Annotated in this window: 16 protein-coding genes; 8 read left to right on the forward strand and 8 right to left on the reverse strand. The window is 75.4% G+C overall.

Translation table 11 applies throughout. The annotated features are described in order from the left end of the window. Window positions 1-1,360: gluconate:H+ symporter (locus ACFVHV_RS38645; RefSeq protein WP_380357866.1), on the reverse strand; the 1,360-nt coding region annotated here is incomplete at its 3' end. Between the two features lie 2 nt (window positions 1,361-1,362). Then, window positions 1,363-1,917: a gluconokinase gene (locus ACFVHV_RS38650; protein WP_359911122.1), complete on the reverse strand. Its 555-nt coding sequence runs from the start codon at window positions 1,915-1,917 to the stop codon at window positions 1,363-1,365. A 151-nt stretch (window positions 1,918-2,068) separates the two neighbouring features. Between ACFVHV_RS38650 and ACFVHV_RS38655 the strand changes: the two genes are divergently transcribed. Together ACFVHV_RS38655 and ACFVHV_RS38660 are read left to right on the forward strand one after the other, a co-directional pair. Then, window positions 2,069-2,764: an FCD domain-containing protein gene (locus ACFVHV_RS38655; RefSeq protein WP_359911119.1), complete on the forward strand. Its 696-nt coding sequence runs from the start codon at window positions 2,069-2,071 to the stop codon at window positions 2,762-2,764. Window positions 2,765-2,969: 205 nt separating this feature from the next. Further along, window positions 2,970-3,503: a hypothetical protein gene (locus ACFVHV_RS38660; RefSeq protein ID WP_380357846.1), complete on the forward strand. Its 534-nt coding sequence runs from the start codon at window positions 2,970-2,972 to the stop codon at window positions 3,501-3,503. A 15-nt stretch (window positions 3,504-3,518) separates the two neighbouring features. On the opposite strand, the gene ACFVHV_RS38665 is transcribed toward ACFVHV_RS38660, so the two are convergent. The 4 genes from ACFVHV_RS38665 to ACFVHV_RS38680 form a co-directional block, all read right to left on the reverse strand. Then, entirely contained in the window at window positions 3,519-4,286 is a 768-nt protein-coding gene (locus ACFVHV_RS38665; RefSeq protein ID WP_380357849.1) for a metallophosphoesterase, read from the reverse strand. Window positions 4,287-4,346: 60 nt separating this feature from the next. Then, window positions 4,347-8,909 carry a hypothetical protein gene (locus ACFVHV_RS38670; RefSeq protein WP_380357852.1) on the reverse strand — a complete coding sequence of 1,521 codons (4,563 nt, stop codon included), beginning with the start codon at window positions 8,907-8,909 and terminating at the stop codon, window positions 4,347-4,349. A gap of 187 nt (window positions 8,910-9,096) precedes the next feature. Then, window positions 9,097-9,972 carry a hypothetical protein gene (locus tag ACFVHV_RS38675; RefSeq protein WP_359911107.1) on the reverse strand — a complete coding sequence of 292 codons (876 nt, stop codon included), beginning with the start codon at window positions 9,970-9,972 and terminating at the stop codon, window positions 9,097-9,099. Window positions 9,973-10,049: 77 nt separating this feature from the next. Next, window positions 10,050-11,579, reverse strand: coding sequence for a hypothetical protein (locus ACFVHV_RS38680; protein ID WP_380357869.1), 1,530 nt, complete (start codon window positions 11,577-11,579; stop codon window positions 10,050-10,052). Between the two features lie 194 nt (window positions 11,580-11,773). Between ACFVHV_RS38680 and ACFVHV_RS38685 the strand changes: the two genes are divergently transcribed. The 5 genes from ACFVHV_RS38685 (at window position 11,774) to ACFVHV_RS38705 (ending at window position 16,036) form a co-directional block, all read left to right on the forward strand. After that, window positions 11,774-12,814, forward strand: coding sequence for an IPT/TIG domain-containing protein (locus tag ACFVHV_RS38685; RefSeq protein ID WP_380357855.1), 1,041 nt, complete (start codon window positions 11,774-11,776; stop codon window positions 12,812-12,814). Between the two features lie 211 nt (window positions 12,815-13,025). Further along, entirely contained in the window at window positions 13,026-13,550 is a 525-nt protein-coding gene (locus ACFVHV_RS38690; RefSeq protein WP_359911101.1) for a hypothetical protein, read from the forward strand. Window positions 13,551-13,722: 172 nt separating this feature from the next. Continuing rightward, entirely contained in the window at window positions 13,723-14,499 is a 777-nt protein-coding gene (locus ACFVHV_RS38695) for a 5-oxoprolinase subunit PxpA (protein ID WP_359911098.1), read from the forward strand. Further along, window positions 14,496-15,176 carry a 5-oxoprolinase subunit PxpB gene (pxpB, locus tag ACFVHV_RS38700; RefSeq protein ID WP_359911095.1) on the forward strand — a complete coding sequence of 227 codons (681 nt, stop codon included), beginning with the start codon at window positions 14,496-14,498 and terminating at the stop codon, window positions 15,174-15,176. The genes ACFVHV_RS38695 and pxpB overlap by 4 nt, the downstream gene beginning before the upstream one ends. Continuing rightward, the gene (locus ACFVHV_RS38705) at window positions 15,173-16,036 is read left to right on the forward strand and encodes a biotin-dependent carboxyltransferase family protein (protein WP_380357859.1); all 864 of its coding nucleotides are present in this window, start codon (window positions 15,173-15,175) and stop codon (window positions 16,034-16,036) included. Before pxpB ends, ACFVHV_RS38705 begins: the two co-directional genes overlap by 4 nt. A gap of 111 nt (window positions 16,037-16,147) precedes the next feature. Here the strand turns inward: ACFVHV_RS38705 and ACFVHV_RS38710 are convergent, their stop codons facing one another. Both ACFVHV_RS38710 and ACFVHV_RS38715 read right to left on the reverse strand, forming a co-directional pair. Then, a complete protein-coding gene (locus ACFVHV_RS38710) occupies window positions 16,148-17,071 on the reverse strand; it encodes an aminoglycoside phosphotransferase family protein (protein ID WP_380357861.1) in 924 nt (307 codons plus the stop codon). A 65-nt stretch (window positions 17,072-17,136) separates the two neighbouring features. After that, window positions 17,137-17,907, reverse strand: a complete 771-nt coding sequence (locus ACFVHV_RS38715) for an alpha/beta fold hydrolase (protein ID WP_380357863.1) — start codon at window positions 17,905-17,907, stop codon at window positions 17,137-17,139. 159 nt (window positions 17,908-18,066) lie between these two features. Here ACFVHV_RS38715 and ACFVHV_RS38720 point away from each other — a divergent pair, with 159 nt between their 5' ends. Then, window positions 18,067-18,600, forward strand: coding sequence for a PadR family transcriptional regulator (locus ACFVHV_RS38720; protein ID WP_359911083.1), 534 nt, complete (start codon window positions 18,067-18,069; stop codon window positions 18,598-18,600). The last annotated feature ends 85 nt before the right edge of the window (window positions 18,601-18,685 follow it).

Consider the following 18,685-nt stretch of genomic DNA (forward strand, 5'->3'; position numbering starts at 1 on the left):
GGGCGATGGCGACCACCGAGATCACCGTCTCCATCACCGACCAGGACTTCAGCGTCTGCCCGACGCTCATCCCGAAGTACTCCTTCACCAGCCAGAAGCCGGCGTCGTTGACGTGCGAGAAGAACAGCGAGCCGGCGCCGATCGCGAGCACCAGCAGGGCCGCGTGGGTCGAGGACATGTTCGCGGCCAGCGGGGAGACGATGCCGGCGGCGGTGATCGTGGCGACCGTCGCCGAGCCGGTGGCCAGCCGGATCAGCACGGCGATCAGCCAGCCGAGCAGCAGCGCCGAGATGTGCCACTTGCCGGACCACTCGCTGACCGCGTTGCCGACGCCCACGTCGATCAGGGTCTGCTTGAAGCCGCCGCCCGCGCCGACGATGAACACGATGCCGGCGATGGGGCCGAGCGACTTGCCGACGGTGTCGGAGATCCGGGCCTTGTCGAAGCCGGCCGCCCTGCCGAGGGTCACCATGCCGAGCAGGGTCGCGGCGAGCAGGGCGATCAGCGGGGAGCCTATGAAGTCGAACACCCGCTGGACCAGCGCCTTCGGGTCGTCGATCACGACGTCGGCCAGGGCCTTGCCGAGCATCAGCACGACGGGCAGCAGGATGGTGGCCAGCACCGCGGCGAAGGACGGGGTGCGGTCGTGCTTGGCCGTCTCCTCGGGGGCGGTGGCCACCGGGATCTCCAGCGGGCCGACCCAGCGCTCGGCCAGCCGCGCGAACAGCGGGCCCGCGATGATCAGGGTCGGGACGGCGATCAGCAGGCCGAGCGCCAGGGTGATGCCGAGGTCGGCCTTCAGCGCGTCGACCGCGACCAGCGGGCCCGGGTGCGGGGGCACCAGGCCGTGCAGCACCGACAGGCCGGCCAGCGCCGGGATGCCGATCCGCATCAGCGGTACGTTGCCGCGGCGGGCGACCAGCAGCACGATCGGGATCAGCAGGACGACCCCGACCTCGAAGAACAGCGGCAGGCCGAGCACGGCCGCGATCAGCGCCATCGCCCAGGGCAGCGCCTTGTTGCCGGTCCGGGAGAGGACGGTGTCCGCGATGATGTTGGCGCCGCCGGAGTCGGCGAGCAGCTTGCCGAGCATCGCGCCGAGGCCGATCAGCAGGCCGACGCTGGCGACGGTGGATCCGAAGCCCGTGGAGAAGCTGCTCAGCAGCTTGTCGAAGGGGGCACCCGCGACGGCGGCCAGCAGACCGGAGCCGAGCGTGAGGGCGAGGAACGGGTGCAGCTTCAGCTTGGTGATCAGTACGACGATCGCGCCGATGCTGAGCAGCACCGCGATCAGCAGCTGGGAGTCGCTGCTGGTGTGCGGCAGGGCCGGTGGGGCGGCCGCCAGCAGGGTGGGGGCAATGCTCACGCGAGGTCTCCATTGACGGGCCGCAGCAGCGCCACGGCCATCTCGACGAGTTCTTCGGGGGACGGGCCGACGTCCAGGACGCCGCCGCGCTCGTCCGCCGCCAGCGGTTCCAGGGCGGCGTACTGCGAGTCGAGCAGCGAGGACGGCATGAAGTGGCCGGTGCGGTGGCTGAGCCGGTCCTCGACCAGCTCGTGGCCACCGCTGAGGTGCAGGAAGAAGGCGCCCGGGCAGGCCGCGCGCAGGGTGTCGCGATAGCGGTGCTTCAGCGCCGAGCAGGTGACCACACCGCCGGTACCGGCCTCGGTCCGCTCCTTGAGCCAGGCGCCGACGGCGCGCAGCCAGGGGGCGCGGTCCTGGTCGTCCAGCGGGATGCCGGCGGACATCTTGGCGATGTTGGCCGCGGGGTGGAACTCGTCCGCCTCCGCGAAGGGGAGGGCGAGACGGTCCGCCAGCAGGCGGGCCAGGGTGGTCTTGCCGACGCCCGAGACGCCCATCACCACGACGGTGAGGGGGGCCTGCGGGAGGTCGTGGTTCTCGACGCTGAGAGCCATGGGGTGGTGCTCCTTCGTTGCCTGGCCGCCACTATCGCCTCAAAGATATGACGTATTCAAGTGACGGAAACCAAATCGTCATACTTTTGCGATGTGGTCTGGGTCGCAGGGCGAGGTGAAGGCCCACGGAGCGGGCGTCTAGGCTGGGCGGATGGAGATCCAGGGGCTGCCCGGGCGGCTGCTTGCCGAGCTCGGGCCGGCGATCGCGTCGGGGGAGATTCCCGAGGGGGCGGTACTGCGCGGGGAGGAGCTGGAGGGCCGGTTCGGGGTGTCCCGGACGGTCGTCCGGGAGGCGGTGCGCGTCCTGGAGGGGATGCGGATGGTGGCGTCCCGGCGACGGGTCGGGATCACCGTGCAGCCGAAGTCGCTCTGGGACGTCTTCGACCCGATGGTGATCCGCTGGCGACTGGCCGGCGCGGACCGCCCGGCCCAGCTGCGCTCGCTCGGCTCGCTGCGCGTGGCCGTCGAACCGGCCGCGGCCGCGCTCGCCGCCACCCACGCGAGCGACGACGACCGGCGCGAACTCAGCTCACTGGCCGTGGACCTGACGGTCACCGCCCGGGCCGCCGACCTGAACGCCTTCCTCAGGCACGACATCGCCTTCCACTCCCTGGTGCTGCGCGCCTCCGGCAACGAGATGTTCGCCCACCTCGGGGACAGCGTCGCGGCGGTGCTCACCGGCCGGACCGAGTACCATCTGATGCCCCATCAGCCGGAGCCGTACGCGATCCGCCTGCACCGCGAGGTCGCGGAGGCGATCTGCGCCGAGGACGCCGTCCACGCCGAACGGGCGATGCGGACGATCGTGACCGGCGCACTGGAGGAGCTCAACGTCCAGCTGGACTGAACCGGGCCACCGGACGGCGCCGGGCCTGCCGGGACGGCCCGGACGACACGACGGGACGGCCCGGATGACACGATTTGAAGGCAGTTCGGCGGTTTCGGACGCATAGTCCTGGTTCGGCGGGGCAGAGTGAGGCGAGGGGCGCGTTTCGTGTGCACCCGTTCCGTATGCTTCACAGAACACGCGCCACGCGCCTGGGGGTCGCTCGATGTCCGTGCCACGCCGCCGTCGCCGCCGCCTGCCCGACGAGGTGCGCGCCGCCGCAGTCCGGGCGGTGCTCTGCCTGTCCTTCACCCTGGTGGGCGTCGTGGTGGCCACCCTGGCCTCGTACGCGGGCAGTTGGCTGCTGACACCGGCGCTGCTGGCCATGGGGCTCGGGGTGTTCGGCACCATGTGGTGCCTGCTGGAGATCCTCATCTCCCGCCAGGTCGCGGCCCAGCGGATGCGGACGCAGGGCGCCACGCACCCGACGGCGGGCGCCCGGGGGCCCTCCGAGCCGCTGGCCGCGCGGCCGTTCCCCCGGCCCGGCCCGTCCTCGGTGTACCGGCAGCCGTACGAGTCGCCCCGGCCGCAGTCACCGCAGCAGCAGCCACCGCAGCCGTACGGCGGTCCGGGGCGGCAGCAGCCGTACGGGCCCGGGCACCAGCCGCAGCGAGCGCCGCACCAGCAGCCGTACCAACCGCCGCGCCAGGCGCCGCAACAGCCGCCGCGCCAGGCCCGGGTGCAGCCCAACCACCCGTAGCGCCGGGCCGATCGGTCAGTCCCGCACCGGCAGCGCCCGGTAGTGGGTGGTGAGCCGGCGGTCCCCGTCCAGGACGTGGAAGGCCACCATCGGCGGGTGGTCGAAGGAGATGCCGCGCCCGCCCTCGAACGGCAGCGTGACGGTGGAGGCCACGCCGGGCGCGATCAGCAGCGGCAGACCGGCGAAGGTGGTGGCCGCGGAGGTGTGCGCGTGGCCGCAGAACAGGGCGGCCACCCGGGGGTGGCGGCTCAGCACCTGCGCCAGCCGCGCCTCGCCGAACTGGCGGATCGGGTCGACGTACGGCAGGTGCAGCTCCACCGGCGGGTGATGGAAGGCCACCAGCGCGGGCAACTCGCCGCGGCCGGACGCCAGTTCGGCGTCCAGCCAGGCCAGCGTCCGCTCGTCCAGCAGACCGTCGTCCTGCCCGGGTATCGAGGAGTCGAGCATCAGCACGTCGGCGCCCGGCAGTTGGTGCAGGCGATTGATCGGCCCCTCCCCCGGTGCCTCGCCGAGCAGCACCTCCCGGTACGGCGCCCTGGAGTCGTGGTTGCCGGGACAGATGAGCACCGGGTGCCGGGAGGCCAGCACCTCGGCGACCTCCCGGTACTCCTCGGGCAGGCCGTGGTCGGCGAGGTCGCCGGTGACCAGCACCGCGTCCAGCGGGCCGGGCAGGGCGTCGAGGTACGCCATCACCTGCTCGGCCCGCCGCCGGGCGCGCTTGCCGCCGTCCCGGCGGTGGACCTGGCCGAGGTGGGTGTCACTGAGGTGCGCGATCGTCAGCATGGAGGTCACGCTAGTCAGTTCACGGTCGGACCGGAACCTCTCCCGGCCGAGCGGGCCCGCTCACGTCTGCGCCGGAACCTCCGCGGGGCGCTTGAACATCCGGGTGGCGGTGATCTCGCCGTGGATGGTCGGGCCGTCCGGGTCCGGTGCGGCCGGCAGGCCCGGGCGCAGGTGCTCCTCGACCGAGATGTACTTGAGGCCCGCGCGCAGGTCGGCGTCGTTGCGCAGGCGGATCACCAGCGGGAACTCGGCGAGCGCCGTGGTGTCGAACAGGCCGGTGGTGTAGATCAGCTGGACGCCGAGCGCGTCGGCCACGGCCCGCTGGAGCTCCAGCAGGTAGGTCGCGTTGGCGCGGCCGATCGGGTTGTCCAGGAACAGCGTGCCGGCGTGCCGCAGCTGGGACTGGCCGCGGTCGTTGGCGCGCAGCGCCGCCATCGTGCAGTACAGCGCGATGGCCGCGGTGAGCAGCTGGCCGCCGGAGAAGACGTCGGACATCTGGCCGACACCGACCCGCTCGGCCCGCAGCACCGCGTCGGGCTTGAGGATCTCGACGCTGACGCCCTTGGGGCCGATCGCGGCGGCGACCCCGCGCAGCAGCAGGGACATGCCGTCGCGGCGCAGGTCGCTGTTCTTCTTCACGGCGGCGCGGGTGGCCTCGTCGATGACCTCGCCCAGGCGCTCGACCAGGGTGGCGTGGTCCGGGTCCTCGAAGCGGATCCGGAGGAACTCCTGGCCGGACCACTCCCCCAGGCCCTCGGGCAGCCGGGACAGCCGCTGGGCGGCGCGCAGCGTGGTGAGCGAGGACTCGACCAGGCCGCGCAGCCGGTCCACGATCGAGCCGCGGTTCTTCTCCAGCTGGGCCAGCTCGTCTGTGAGCACCCGCAGCCGGGGCGCGAAGGCCGCGGCCCAGGCGGCGGCGTGCTCGGGCAGCGCGGAGGCGGGCAGTTCCCGGATCTGCTGACGGGCGGGGGTGCGGACGGCCTCGTAGCGGGCCGCGTTGGCGTGCCGGACCAGGGCGTCGGCGGCGTCGCGGACGGCGAGTTCGGAGGAGGACAGCTCGCCGGCGGCGGTGCGCAGCGAGCGGCGGGCCTCGGTGGCGCCGGTGCGGGCGTCGGCCAGCGAGCCCAGGTACGGCTCGACCGGGTCTTCCGGGTCCTCCTGGTGGTCGCGCAGGCCGTCGCGCAGCTGGCCGGCCAGCTCGTCGAAGTCGGCGGCCGAGGCCTGGGCGCTGTCGAAGGTGCGCTGGAGGTCGGCGTGGGCGGTGCGGGCGGCGTCCAGGGCCTCGCGGCGCTCGGCGAGGCGGCTGGTGGCGGTGCGCAGCAGGACCTGGGCGTGCTCCGGATCGGTGGGGACGAGGTCCTCGGGCAGCTCGGTGTGCGCCTCGCCGTCGGCGGGGGCGGAGCGCTCGGCCTCGCCGCGCAGCCTGCCGAGCTGCTCGCTGGCGGCGGCGGAGCGGGCCTCGATGGTGGCGACCAGCTCCTCGGCGCGGGCGGCGGCGGCCTGGCGGGCCGGGCCGTCGGCGCCGTCGGGGCTGCCGAGGAGCTCCTCGGCGCGGGTGCGCACCTTGTTGGTGAGGCGGTCGAGTTCGGTCGCGGCGGCGGCCTCGTCGCCCTCGGCGCGGGCCTGTTCGGCGCGCAGGTCGGCGCCGACGCCGACCTTCTCGTACAGCTGGGAGGCGGCGCGGTAGGCCTCGCGCAGTGCGGGCAGCGCGGCGGGGGCGGTCTCGACGGGCTCGTCGGACTGCTCGGCGGCGGGGATCTCGGCGCGTTCGGCGCGCAGCGCGCGGGCCGTGCGGCGGGCGTCGTCGGCGGCGCGCTGGGCGGCGCGGCGGTCCTCGTCGCAGGTGCGGGCGCGCTCGGCGCACAGCACCTGGCGGCGGTCGCACTCGGCGGCGTCCTCGGCGAGTTCGCGCTGGCGGCGGGCCCAGTTGCCGCGCTCGCGCAGCCGGAAGGCGAGGCCGGAGAGGGCGTCGGCGCGGCGGCGGGCGCGCTGGGCGGCCTCGCGGTGCTCCTCGTGGACGGAGGCGGCCGCGGCGTGGTCGGTCTCGGCCTCGTCGTGGTCGGCGCGCAGGGTGGCGAGGGCGGCGGCGGCCTGCTCGGCGTGCTCGCGGGCGGCCTCGGCGGCGGCCGCGAATTCGGCGAGGGTGCCGGGCGGGCAGCTGGCGTGCCAGGAGGCGAGGCGGGCGGCGAGGGCGCGGTCGGCGCCGAGGCGGCCGGCCAGTTCGCGGATGTGCTCCTCGCGGGCGCTCGCCCGGGCGCGCAGTTCGCGGCGCTCGCCGTCGGCGGCGGACTCGTCGTGCATGGCCGGGTTCGGCGGGACGAGGAAGAAGGCGGGCTCGTCGGTGATCGGGGCGATCAGCGAGGCGGCGGCGCCGACGGCGACGGTGGAGCGCGGCAGCAGGGCGGCGGCCTGCAGGGCCTCGCGGGCGCGTTCCAGCGAGGACGGATCGGTGACGACCACGCCGTCGACCAGTTCGGGGCGGGCGGCGAGGATCGCGTCGTGGTCGGCCGGGTCCACGGACTGGGCGAGGTAGCGCCAGCCGGGCAGGGCCGGGATGCCGTGCTCGGCGAGGTACTCGACGGTGGCGAGCACGTCCGGGCCGGGCGGCAGCAGACCGCCGTCGCCGAGGGCGGCGAGGATGCGGGAGTCGTCGGCGGCGGCCGTGCGGAGGTCGAACAGGGTGCGTTCGGCGGTGGCGATGGACTCGTCGAGGAGTTCGCGCAGGTACTCGGCGTTGCGGTCGAGCACGGCGGGGGTGAGGAAGCCGGCGTCCTCCTCGGCGCCCTCCTGGTAGGGCGTGAGGGAGAGCAGGTCGGCGAGGCGCTCCTCGGTGGCGAGCAGGGCGGCGGTGCGCTGCTCGGCGGCGAGGGAGCGGGCGGCGTCCTTGCGGGCGTCGCCGGCCCGCTCGGCGGCGAGTTCGGCGCGCGAGGTGGCGGCGGCGGACTCGCGCAGCCGGGCGGCGGCGGCCTCGGCGGCGGTACGGGCCTGGGCGAGCGCGGCGGCGGCGGCCTTCTCGACGTCGGCGGCGTGCAGCGCGGCGCGGGCCGGGTCCACGTCGCCGTCGGCGTCGATGAAGCCGGCCGAGACGGCGGCCTCGGTCTCCTGCTCGACCTCGGCGAGGCGCTGGCGCAGGTGCTCGGCCTCGCTGCGGGCCTTCTGGGCGGCGGTGGCGGCCTCGGTGGCGTCGGACTGCGCCTTGCCGCCGTCCTCCTGGAGTTCGCCCGCGCGCTCCTCCTCGGTGTCGGCGCGGGACTCGGCGGCCGCGGCGGCTGCCTCCAGGGCGCGGGCCAGGGCGGTCGCGGCGCGGGCGCGGGCGGCGAGCGCGGGGGCGGCGTCCAGCTCGGCCTCGCGGATGGCGGCGGCGACCCGGGTGACCCGGTCGGCGGCGGCGCGCTGGCGCAGCACCGCCTCGGCGGCCTGCCAGGCGGAGTGCAGGGTGCGGGCGTCGATGAGTTCGCGGCGCAGCGCGGCGGCCTCGGCGGTGGCCGCGGCGAGGCCCAGCGTGGCGTGCCGGTGGGTGAGTTCGTCGGTGATCAGGCTGTGCCGGGTGCGGTCGGCCTCGGCGGCGGTGACGGCGCTCGCGGCGGCGGCGACCTCGATGGCGAGGTCCTGGGCGCGGTCGCGTTCGGCGGTGGCGCGGGAGGCGAGGGCGTGGGCGAGGCGGCGGGTGCGGCGTTCGGCGGTGCGGTGGGCCTCGCGGACGGTCTCGCGGGCGGTGGTGGTCTCGGCGATGCGCTCCAGCAGGTCCAGCGAGCCGGCGGTGAAGTCGCGTTCGGCGGTGAGCTCGGCACGGCGGCCGAGCTTGGCGGCGAAGCCGTGCACGAGGTCGGCGAGGCCGTCGGTGTCCCGGGTGTCGGTGACGGCGCGCAGCAGGAGGTCGGTGAAGTCGCTGTCGTGCTTGACCGCGAAGAGGCCGGCCGCCTCGCCCTCGTCGGCGTTCATCTCGCGCTGGTAGCGGAAGAGTTCGGGGTCGAGGCCGAGTTCGCCGAGGTGCTCGGTCCAGCGGTCGTGGCCGTCCTCGAAGACCAGGTCGAGGTGGGGGTGGGCCTTGCCGGCCTCGGTGAGGGCGTCGCGGAAGCCCTTCATGGTGCGGCGGCGGCCGCGGGCCTTCTGGTCGCCGGCGAGGCTGACCCGTTCGGCGACCGGCAGCGAGTCGAGGGTCAGGCCGGCGCCGGGGCGGAAGGAGTACCAGGTCTCGGCGAACTTGCGCGGGTCGGAGGAGACCTGGCGGCCGCGCCACTCGCTGACCTTGCCGACCACGATCAGCTCGCCCGTGACGGTGTGCTGCCACTCCAGGGCGACGTGGCCGCAGTCGTCGGCGAGCAGGAACTTGCGCAGCACGCCGGAGCTGGCGCCGCCGAGGGTGTTGCGGTGGCCGGGGAGCATGACCGAGAAGATCAGCTTGAGCAGGACCGACTTGCCGCCGCCGTTCTCCAGGAAGAGCACGCCGGCGGGGGCGGGGCGGCGGACCGGGCCGTCGGTGTCCTCGCCGAACAGGCCGATCTGCTGCGGGGCCGGGTCGGCGACCGGCTCGCCGACGCCGCGCAGGTCGAGCACCGTGTCGGCGTAGCGGGCGCCGGCCGGTCCGATCGAGTAGAGGCGGACCCGGTTGAGCTCGTACATGTGCGGCGGTTCTCCGTGGCTTGCGTGGCGTGAGGGGTGGGCGGCGGGCCGGTTCGGGGCGGGTGGGCCGGGGCCGGCGCGGTGCTCCGGGACCGGGTGCGCCCGGCGGGAGGCCGGCGCGGTGGGCTCGGAGCGGGTGGGCTCTGGGCGCCGGTGCTCGGAGCGGGTGGACTCCGGGCACCGGGGTTCAGAGCGAGTGGAACGGCAGGCCCGCGTCGGCGACCAGTTCGTCGCCGGTGTCCGGCGGCAGCAGGCTGGCGGTGCCGTCGGAGACCGGGACGATGCCGAGGTCGAGCAGTTCGGCCATGGCCGCGCTGCCCGCCAGGTCGCGCACCTGGAGCTGGTAGCGGGCGGTGGTGCGGTAGGTGCCGCCGGAGTCGTCGGAGACCTTCTGGAGGAAGCCGGAGTCGACCAGGAACAGCACGGCCTTGGCGACGATGCCGATGGTGGAGCCGGAGAGCCGGCGGGCGTCCTTGGTGGCGCCGGTGGCGGTGCGCCGGGCCCAGACCCGCCAGGCCGCCTCCAGGCCGGGGGCGTCGGAGGCCGGGTCGGTGTTGGCGCCCTCGGCGTCGGCCTGCTCCTCCAGGCGGCGGCAGGCCTGGCGCACGAAGGAGTCGACGCCGTTGACGGTGATCCGGCCGAGGTAGCCGTCGTCGGCGAGGTCCTCGGGGCGGGGGAAGGCCATCGCGGCGACGGCCAGGTGGGCCAGGCCGTGCAGGAAGCGGTCGGTGGACTCGGAGGCGGCGCGGCGCGAGTAGTCGCCCATCCGGACGGCGAACAGCGAGTCCTCGGCGGCGGCCACGGCCATGCCGGCCCGCGGGGAGACCTCCAGGACGACCAGGCCCATGCCGGTGGCGACGGCGTCGGCGAGCCGGGCGAACGGCGGGTCCTCGCGGTGGCGGCGCACCAGCTCGGCGTACTCGGCGTCCCGGGCGGGCAACAACTTGGCCTGGAGGCCGAAGGAGACCAGCCGGGCGGCGTCCGCGACGTCGGCCGGGGTGATCGGCGCGGGGGCCGCGGGTTCGCTCTCGGTCGCCCAGGACGTGTCGTGGTGGGTCGTCACGGGCGGTGCTCCTCGGGGGTGGCGCGGTGGTTACGGTTCGTCAAGGTCGGTCCCGGCAAGGTGTGCCTCCCGGCCGGTCAGCCGGCGTCCTTGCGGTCGGCGGCCATGCCGACCGCGTCGAGCAGGGCGCTGCCGACGATCAGGTCGGCGCCGCCGAACTCCGGGTCGTGCAGCTGGGTGCCGTCGTCCACGGCGAACAGCAGCCGCTCCTCGCCCTGGCGGTAGGCGGTGCCGACCGGCGGGCTGGCGGCGTGCACGGCGAGCAGGGCCAGCAGGTACGGCAGGTCCGGGTCCTGCTTGCGGGCGTCGGCGAGCAGGCCGGAGAGCCGGCGGGGGGCGTCCGGGGGCAGGTCGAGCAGGACCATCGCGGACTCCAGCTGGGCCTCGGAGAACCGGCTGTCGTCCGGGGTGGCGACCAGGTCGGGGTCGGGCAGCTCGGCGCCGAGGTGCTCGCGTTCGACCGGCGGGGTGAGCAGCAGGTCGACCAGGTCGGCGACCCGGACCGAGACCGGGGTGCGCAGACCGGCGCCACGGGCGAAGAAGGCGCCGGTGGGGCGGACGGCCTGCTCCACCGGCAGCCGCAGCACGGGGGCGAGCAGCTGCCCGTAGAGGTCGATGCCGCTGCGGGCGCCGGGGGTGGCGAAGGCCTGCCGGTCCTGCTCGGCGCGGAACAGCGGGCCGGCCTCCAGCAGGCGGGTCTGGAGCTGGGTGTGGCGGCGGATGCAGTCCTTGACGATGTCGACCAGCTCGGCGGCGCGGCGCTTGTGCTCCGGGTCCTCGGCCTCGTCGCGGGCCTTGCGGATGTTGGTGAGAATCGCGTTCTCGTGCCGGTAGCGGTCCGCGATGTGGTCCAGCGCCTCCGCGATGAGGTCGGGAACGGCGCGCATCCAGTCGACGGCGCGGACGTTGCGGCGGGTGGCGTCCAAGGCGCGGCGCAGCGTCTCGGCGAACTGGACGGTGCGGTAGCGGGCCTGCTCGGCGGCGAGCTGGGCGTCGGCCAGGCGGCCGCGGCGGATCAGCACCTCCAGCTTGACCTCGGCGGCGATCTGGGCCGAGGTGACGTCGGTGTCGAGCGCGCCGACCAGGACGTTGACCGCCTCGTCGGTGGTGCGCAGGTAGACGCCGCCGTCCGGGCCGGGGACCTCCTCGATCAGCTTGAAGTCGTAGTCCCGGCGGACGTACTCGCCGTCCGCGCCGAAGGTGCCGTAGACGGCGCGGAAGCCGCGGTCCACGCTGCCGACGTTGATCAGCGACTCCAGCACCCAGCGGGCGACCCGCTCGTGCTCGGCGGCGGGGCGGCCGGCGGACTGGACGGCGACCCGGGGCAGCAGGCGGGCGAGCACTATGTCGCGGTCGGCCCCGGTGTCGAAGTCCATGTTCAGGGTGACCAGGTCGATCGCGGCGAGGCCGACCTCGGCCATCGCGTAGCCGCCGTACTCGCCGGCCAGGTTGACCTTGCGGTTGTCCAGGTCGTGCAGCGGGGCGGTGCAGGCCAGCGCCTTGAGCCGGCGGGCCAGGCCCTCGTCGGCGGCGGGGCCGGGCGCGGGGCGCGCGGCGGCCGGGCCGGCGGGCGGGCGGAGGCCGGGCTCGGTGAGCGGGTCTGCGATGACGGTCACGGAGGACAAGATTAGAGGTTCGCACCGACATCGACCGAAACGGACCTTGCGGGCGGGCGGAGCGGCAGGTGGACGACGGTACGGGTGACGGATTCAGAACGTGATTTCGACGAGATCCCGCCATTCCCGAACCGGCATTCGAGAAAAGCGTGAGGGCGGCGCGCTTGTTCGGTGATGATCGACCAATGATCACCCGACTGGCCAAAGCGGGCCTCGCCGCCGCGCTGTCCGTGACCACCCTCGCCACCGGCGCCACCGCCGCCGCGGCCGCCCCGGCCGCGACGACGTCGACCTCCGCCCAGCACGTGACCGTGTCACAGAGCGGGAACTACCCCGGCGGGTTCTTCACCACCGGGAACATGTCGGTGGCCTGGACCGTGTCCGGCACCGCGGACCTGACCGGGCCGACCCACATCACCCTCGACCTGCCGCCCGGCGTCACCACCGACGGTGCGATGTTCTTCCCCACGCCGCCGGACTACACCTTCACCACCGCCCTCTCCCCCGACCACCGCCACTTGGAGGCCGTGTTCACCGCCACCCGGGCGGTCGGGAGCTACAACTTCATGAAGCTCAACCTGGCCACCACGCCCGGCGTGCCGATCGTCGGCGCGATCACCGCGACGGTCGCCAACCCGAACGACACCGACCCGACCGGGCACGTCTCCGGCTACGACCTCGGCAGCAAGAGCTACCTGCCGGCGACCGTCCAGGCCGCCCCCGCCGCCACCGGCCTCGACACCGCCACCGGCCCGGGCACCGGCGGCACCGAGGTGACCGTCAGCGGCAGCAACCTGGCCAACGGCATGGTGCTGGTCGGCGGCGTCCCGGCCCCCGGCCGCTGCACCGACACCGCCTGCACGGTGACCACCCCCGGCGGCACGGGCAGCGCCCCGGTCAGCGTGGTGACGCCCGGCGGCACAGCCTCGGCTCCGGTCACCTTCGACTACACCGGCGCCCCGCCGCCGGCCCCGGCCGCGCCAGTGGTCAGCAGCCTCTCTCCGGTCTCCGGCCCGGCCGTCGGCGGTACCCGGGTGTACCTGTTCGGCAGCAACCTGACGTACGGGTCGGTGGCCTTCGGCGGGGTGCCGGCCACCCATGTCTCCTGCGGTCCGACCGCCTGCACCGCCACGGCCCCGGCGGGCACCCAGCCCGGGGCGGTGGGCGTCACCGTCACCACGGCGGGCGGGACCAGCGCTCCCGTGACGTACACCTACACGGCCTAACGGCCGCGGGCGGCGTTCCGCCCGCCACCGGTGCCCGGGCTCCACGGAGCCCGGGCACCGCTGCGTTCCGGGGCGGCCCCGGCCGCCCCCTGCCCCACCCCACCCAAAATACGAGTTGAACACGTTCAAAAGATAGGTCTAGAGTCGCTTCCGCGCAGGTCGGACGAGGCTCCGCCTGCACTTCGGCATGCTCGGCATGGAGGTGGGCGAAATGGACGGCGACCCCGCGGTCATCCTTCGCAAGGTCCGACGGTGGCTCTGGTTCTTCCTGGTCTGCCTGGTGCTCAGCGGCCTGACCGCGTTCCCCCTGGAGACCGAGACCCGCTGGCTGGTCGACTTCGCCTCCGGGCCGGCCGCTCCGCTGAGCGACCGCCTCCCCGCAGCGGCGGCCTGGCTCGAACGGGTCCACACCGGCCTCGCCGAGACCAACGGGCGCTACCCCTTCCTGGCCTACGGCACCGACTGGCTGGCCTTCGCCCACCTGGTGATCGCCGCCGCCTTCTGGGGGCCGCTCAAGGACCCGGTCCGCAACATCTGGGTGATCCGCTGGGCCGTGCTCGCCTGCGGGGCCGTCATCCCGCTGGCACTGATCTGCGGGCCGCTGCGCGGGATTCCACTGGCCTGGCGATTCGTCGACATGTCGTTCGGAGTCCTCGGCGTCGTACCGCTGCTGATCGTGCTGCGGGCGCTGCGTCCGCTGGAGCGCGCCTTCCGCGCACCGGTGACCACCGGCTGAGTCCGGGCGGTCCGCGCCCGCTCGCGCCCCGGCGCGACCCCGTGAGGCGCCGCCCCGGGGCGTGCGGCCCCGGGCACACGCCGCGGCGCCCGCGGGGCTCCGGGTCACGGGCAACGGCCTTCATCCGCAGGCCCTACCATCTGGCTCAACAGCTGCTGGGAGGCGGACGGGCGTGGCCGATGCGGTGATCGATCTCAATGCGGACCTCGGCGAGGGGTTCGGACGCTGGACCCTGACCGACGACGAGGCCCTGCTGTCCGTGGTGACCAGCGCCAACGTCGCCTGCGGGTTCCACGCCGGGGACCCGTCGACGATGCGCCGGGTCTGCGCCCTGGCGGCCGAGCGCGGCGTCCGGATCGGCGCCCAGGTCTCCTACCGCGACCTGGCCGGCTTCGGCCGCCGCGCGATGGACGTGCCCCCGGAGGAGCTCGCCGACGAGATCGCGTACCAGATCGGCGCCCTCCAGGTGTTCGCCCGCGCGGCCGGTTCCAAGGTCTCCTACGTCAAGCCGCACGGCGCCCTCTACAACCGGGTGGTCGGCGACTCCGAGCAGGCCGAGGCCGTGGTGGCCGGCGTGCTGCGGGCGGGCGCGGTCTGCGACGGGCCGCTGCCCGTGCTCGGCCTGCCGGGCTCGCTGCTGCTGGAGGTGGCCGAGGGCGTCGGGCTCCCGGTGGTCGCCGAGGCCTTCGCCGACCGCACCTACACCCGCACCGGCACCCTCGTCCCGCGCCGCGAGCCGGACGCGGTGGTGCACGACCCCGAGTCGGTGATCACCCGCGCCGTCGCCATCGCCCGGGACGGCACGGTGGAGGCCGCCGGCGGCGAGCGGATCGCCGTCGAGGCCCGCTCGCTGTGCGTCCACGGCGACACCCCCGGCGCCGCCCAGCTCGCCTGGCGGATCCGCGGCGCCCTGGCCTCCGCCGGGGTCCGGGTGGAGGCGTTCACGTGACAGCCCCTCGCGTACCCGGCCCCGACGCGACGGCGGGGACGGTGCGCCGGGTCGGCGAGCGGGCGCTCCTGGTCGAGCTGCCCGGGACGGCCGAGGTGGCGGCGCTGTACGGCTGGCTGAGCGAGCGCCGGGAGGCCGGGGCGCTCGGCGCGGTGGAAGAGCTGGTACCGGCCGCGCGCACCCTGCTGCTGGACGGCGTCGCGGACGTCGGCGCGGTGGCGGCGCTGCTGCGCACCGCCCGTCCGGCGACGGCCGGGGCGGCGCGCGGGCCGCTGCTGGAGGTCCCGACCGTGTACGACGGCGCCGACCTGGCCGAGGTCGCCGCACTGTGGGGGGTGTCCGAGGAGGCCGCCGTCCGGATCCACACCGGATCCGAGTACGTCGTCGCGTTCTGCGGCTTCGCCCCCGGCTTCGGCTACCTCACCGGCCTCCCGGCGCGCTACGAGGTGCCGCGCCGGGCCACCCCGCGCAGCTCCGTCCCGGCCGGCTCGGTCGCCCTGGCCGGCCCGTACACCGGCGTCTACCCGCACCCCTCCCCCGGCGGCTGGCAGCTGATCGGCCGGACGGCGCTCACCCTCTGGGACACCGACCGCGAGCCCCCGGCCCTGCTGGCGCCGGGCACCCGGGTCCGCTTCACGGCTTCACGGCGGAACGGGCCCGGGGGGAGCCGGAGTTGAACGAACTGGTGGTGGAGCGGCCGGGGCCGCTGACCACGGTCCAGGACCTCGGGCGGCGCGGGGTCGCCCACCTCGGGGTGCCGAGGGCCGGGGCACTGGACGAGCCGGCGCTGTGGGCGGCCAACCGGCTGGTGGGCAACGAGCCCGGGGCCGCCGGGCTGGAGACCACGCTCGGCGGGGTCGCGCTGCGGGCCGTCGGAACGGCGCTGGTCGCCGTCACCGGTGCGCCCTCGCCCGTCCGGGTGGACGGCCGGCCGGCCGCCTGGGGCGCGCCGGTGGTGGTGCCGGCCGGGGCGCTGGTCGAGGTGGGGGCGGCGACGGCCGGGGTGCGCGGCTACCTGGCGGTGGCGGGCGGGATCGCCGTCCCGCCGGTGCTCGGCAGCCGCTCGGCGGACCTGCTCTCCGGGCTCGGGCCGGCCCCGCTGGCCGCCGGGGACCGGCTGCCGGTGGGCGCCCCGCCGCCGTACCGGGCCAGGCCCGAGCTGGTGCCGCTGCCCGGCCCCCCGGCCGAGCTGGTGCTACGGCTGCGGCTCGGACCGCGCGCGGACTGGTTCGACCCGGAGGCGGTGGCCCGTCTCGGCCGCGACCGGTACCTGGTCTCCCCGACCGGCAACCGGGTCGGGCTGCGCACCGAGGGCCCGCCGGTCGCCCGCGCCAGGGACGGCGAACTGCCCAGCGAGGGCATGGTGTTGGGCGCCGTTCAGATTCCGCCGGACGGGCAGCCGGTGGTGTTCCTGGCCGACCACCCGACCACCGGCGGCTACCCGGTGATCGGCGTCGTGCCGGCCGGCGACCTCGCGGCCGCCGCACAGGCCAGGCCGGGGACACCGGTGCGCTTCGTGCCCCTGCGCGAGCACTGAGCGGAAGCACCGAGCGGGAACGCCGAGCGGGAAACGCCGAGCGGGAACGCCGAGCGGGAAACGCCGAGCGGCAGTACCTCGCAGGCGCGGAAAGCCGCGCGGGCTCCCCGGTCAGCGCCCCAACAGCACCTCGGCGACGGCACGTTGGGCCGGGTCCAGCTCCGCCCCGCCCTCCTCGGCCGCCCAGACCGCGTTCTGCAGCACCCGGGCGAGCGTCCAGGCCGCCGCCACCTCGCGGTCCAGCTCCAGCACCTCCGTCAACAGGTCGAAGCGCCGCCGCAGTGCCCGGGTTGCATCCCCGGTGGCCACCACGTCCTCCCAGCGGTTGCGCAGCGCCGGGAGCAGCTCGAAGCCGGGGTGGCCGGCCAGCGGCTTGGGGTCGATGGCCAGCCAGGGCGCCCGGCCGCTGCCGGGGAGCGGGGCCAGCACATTGCCGTAGTGCAGGTCCCAGTGCAGCAGCCGGTCGCCGGGATCGGCGCGGACCTCGCACAGGGCGGCCGCGCAGTCGGCGAGCAGGCGCCGCTCCACCGGGTCGGCGAGGGCCGCGACGGCCACCGGGGCCCGGTCGATCAGGTCGCTCGCCGCACCCGCCAGGGTCCTCAGCCCGGAGGGCGCCTGACGTTTCGTCAATTCCCCGAGCAGCTCGGCGATCACGCGCAGCGCCGCGAGGTCGTCGGGCAGGTCGAGCAGTGAGCGCCCGGGGTCCAGCCGCTCCAGCAGCAGGGAGCCGGTGGCCGGTTCGTGGTCGAGCAGCCGCACGGCGCCGCGGCCGTCCCAGGCTCGCAGGGCGAGCGGTTCGCCCGCGGTCTCCTCGTCCACGGGCTGGAGCTTGAGCACGGCCGGCATCCCGTCGGCGCGCAGCACCGGGAGCACCAGCCCGACCACGCCGTGCGCGACCGGCCCGTCCGGGCGCAGCTCCCAGCGGTCCAGCAACTCGCCGGCCAGGGTGGGCAGTCGGGCCACCCAGGCGCGCCCCTCGGCGCCGAGGAAGCCCTCCAGGGACGCGGCCAGCGCGGGCGGGACCTGGACGGACATCGGACGGGCTCCTCTCGGACGGTCCGCCCCAGCCTACGACGGGCGGCGGCCGGCACCTCCCCCGCTCACCCCTGCCCGAGCGCCCGCGCCGCGGCGGCCGCGAAGCCGTCCGGGTTGTCGAGCATGATGTTGTGCCCGCAGTCCGGCACCGCGACCACCCGTACGCCCGCCGCGCGGAGGGTGCCGGCGCCCGCCGGCTCGCCGTCCGCCGCCGGGTGGAGGAAGGTGCGCGGGAGGTCGAGGCCGAGCAGCAGCTCGCGCATGGTCGGTTCGGTCGCCCGGGCGAGGTAGCGGGCGCTGCGGTGCAGCGCCTCCGGGCCGGCCAGCCGCATGGTGGACCACCAGAACGGGCCGACCCGCTCGGCGACTTCGTCCCGGCCGCCGGCCAGGAACTCCTCCTCGGCGTAGGCCGCGATGCCGCTGCTGCCGGGGTGGCGCCGGTCGGGGTCGACCCGGTCCAGGTTGGCGTCCACCAGGAGCAGCCGTTCGACCAGGTGCGGGTGCCGCTGGGCGAGGACGATCGCGACCGCCCCGCCCATGCTGTGGCCGATCACCTCGACCCGGGCCGCCCCGGCGGTCGCGACGGCCGCCGCGACCGCGTCCGCGTGCTCCTCCAGGGTGTAGCCGAAGTCCGTCGGCCGGTCGCTGAGGCCGAAGCCGAGCAGGTCCAGCAGCAGCGAGCGCCGACCGGCGAGCAGCGGGTGGGTGGCGGCGGCCGCGAAGTAGGCCGGCGAGGTGGCGCCGAGCCCGTGCAGGTAGAGCCGGGCCGACTCGGCGCCGGGCAGCTCGACCCAGCGGATCCGGTCGCCGTTCGGGGTGACGGGGGCCTCGCGCATGCTCACTCGCTCCTTCTCCTGGGCGTGCCGGCTCCTCCTGGGTGTGCCGGCTCCCGGCTCCGGGGACTCCGGCGGACGACCAGGACAATACATCGAAGTCGAGGTATAGCGATAGCGAGATACCCATGCCCCGAGGGAAGGATCTGAGAGAGTGGCCCCATGCTGAAGCTCGCCATCCTCGGGTTCCTGTACGACCGCCCCCTGCACGGCTACGAGCTGCGCCGCCACCTCGCCGCGCTCACCGGCCACGTCCGCCCGATCAGCGACGGCACGCTCTACCCCGCGATCAAACGCCTGGAGACCGACGGCCTGCTGGTCCGCGAGACCGAGCCGGGCAGCGCCGCCGCGCCCCGGCACACCCTGCACCTCACCGAGGCCGGCCGCACCGCACTGCTCGACCGGCTGCGCGAGCCCGAGCCGCTCGACGTCAGCGACGAGAACCGCTGGTTCACCCTGCTCGCCTTCCTCCGGCACCTCGCCGACCCCGCCGACCAGGCCGCCGTACTGCGCCGCCGACTGGCCTTCCTCGCCGAACCGGCCAGCTTCTTCTACGAGGGCGACCGCCCGGTGGGCGCCGAGGAGTTCGCCGACCCGTTCCGGCGCGGCCTGCTGCTGGTCGCCCGCGCCACCACCGAGGCCGAACTCGCCTGGCTGCACGCGACCCTGGCCGACCTGGAGGGCAGCCCGCGCTAGACCGGGGCCGCACACGCCGCAGCCGGCGACAGGCCGGGGCCCGCACGCACCTCGGCCGACGGCGGATCGGGCCCCGCACACGCCG

Source organism: Kitasatospora sp. NPDC127116 (assembly GCF_042677365.1).
Classification (GTDB): Bacteria; Actinomycetota; Actinomycetes; order Streptomycetales; family Streptomycetaceae; genus Kitasatospora; species Kitasatospora lactacystinica.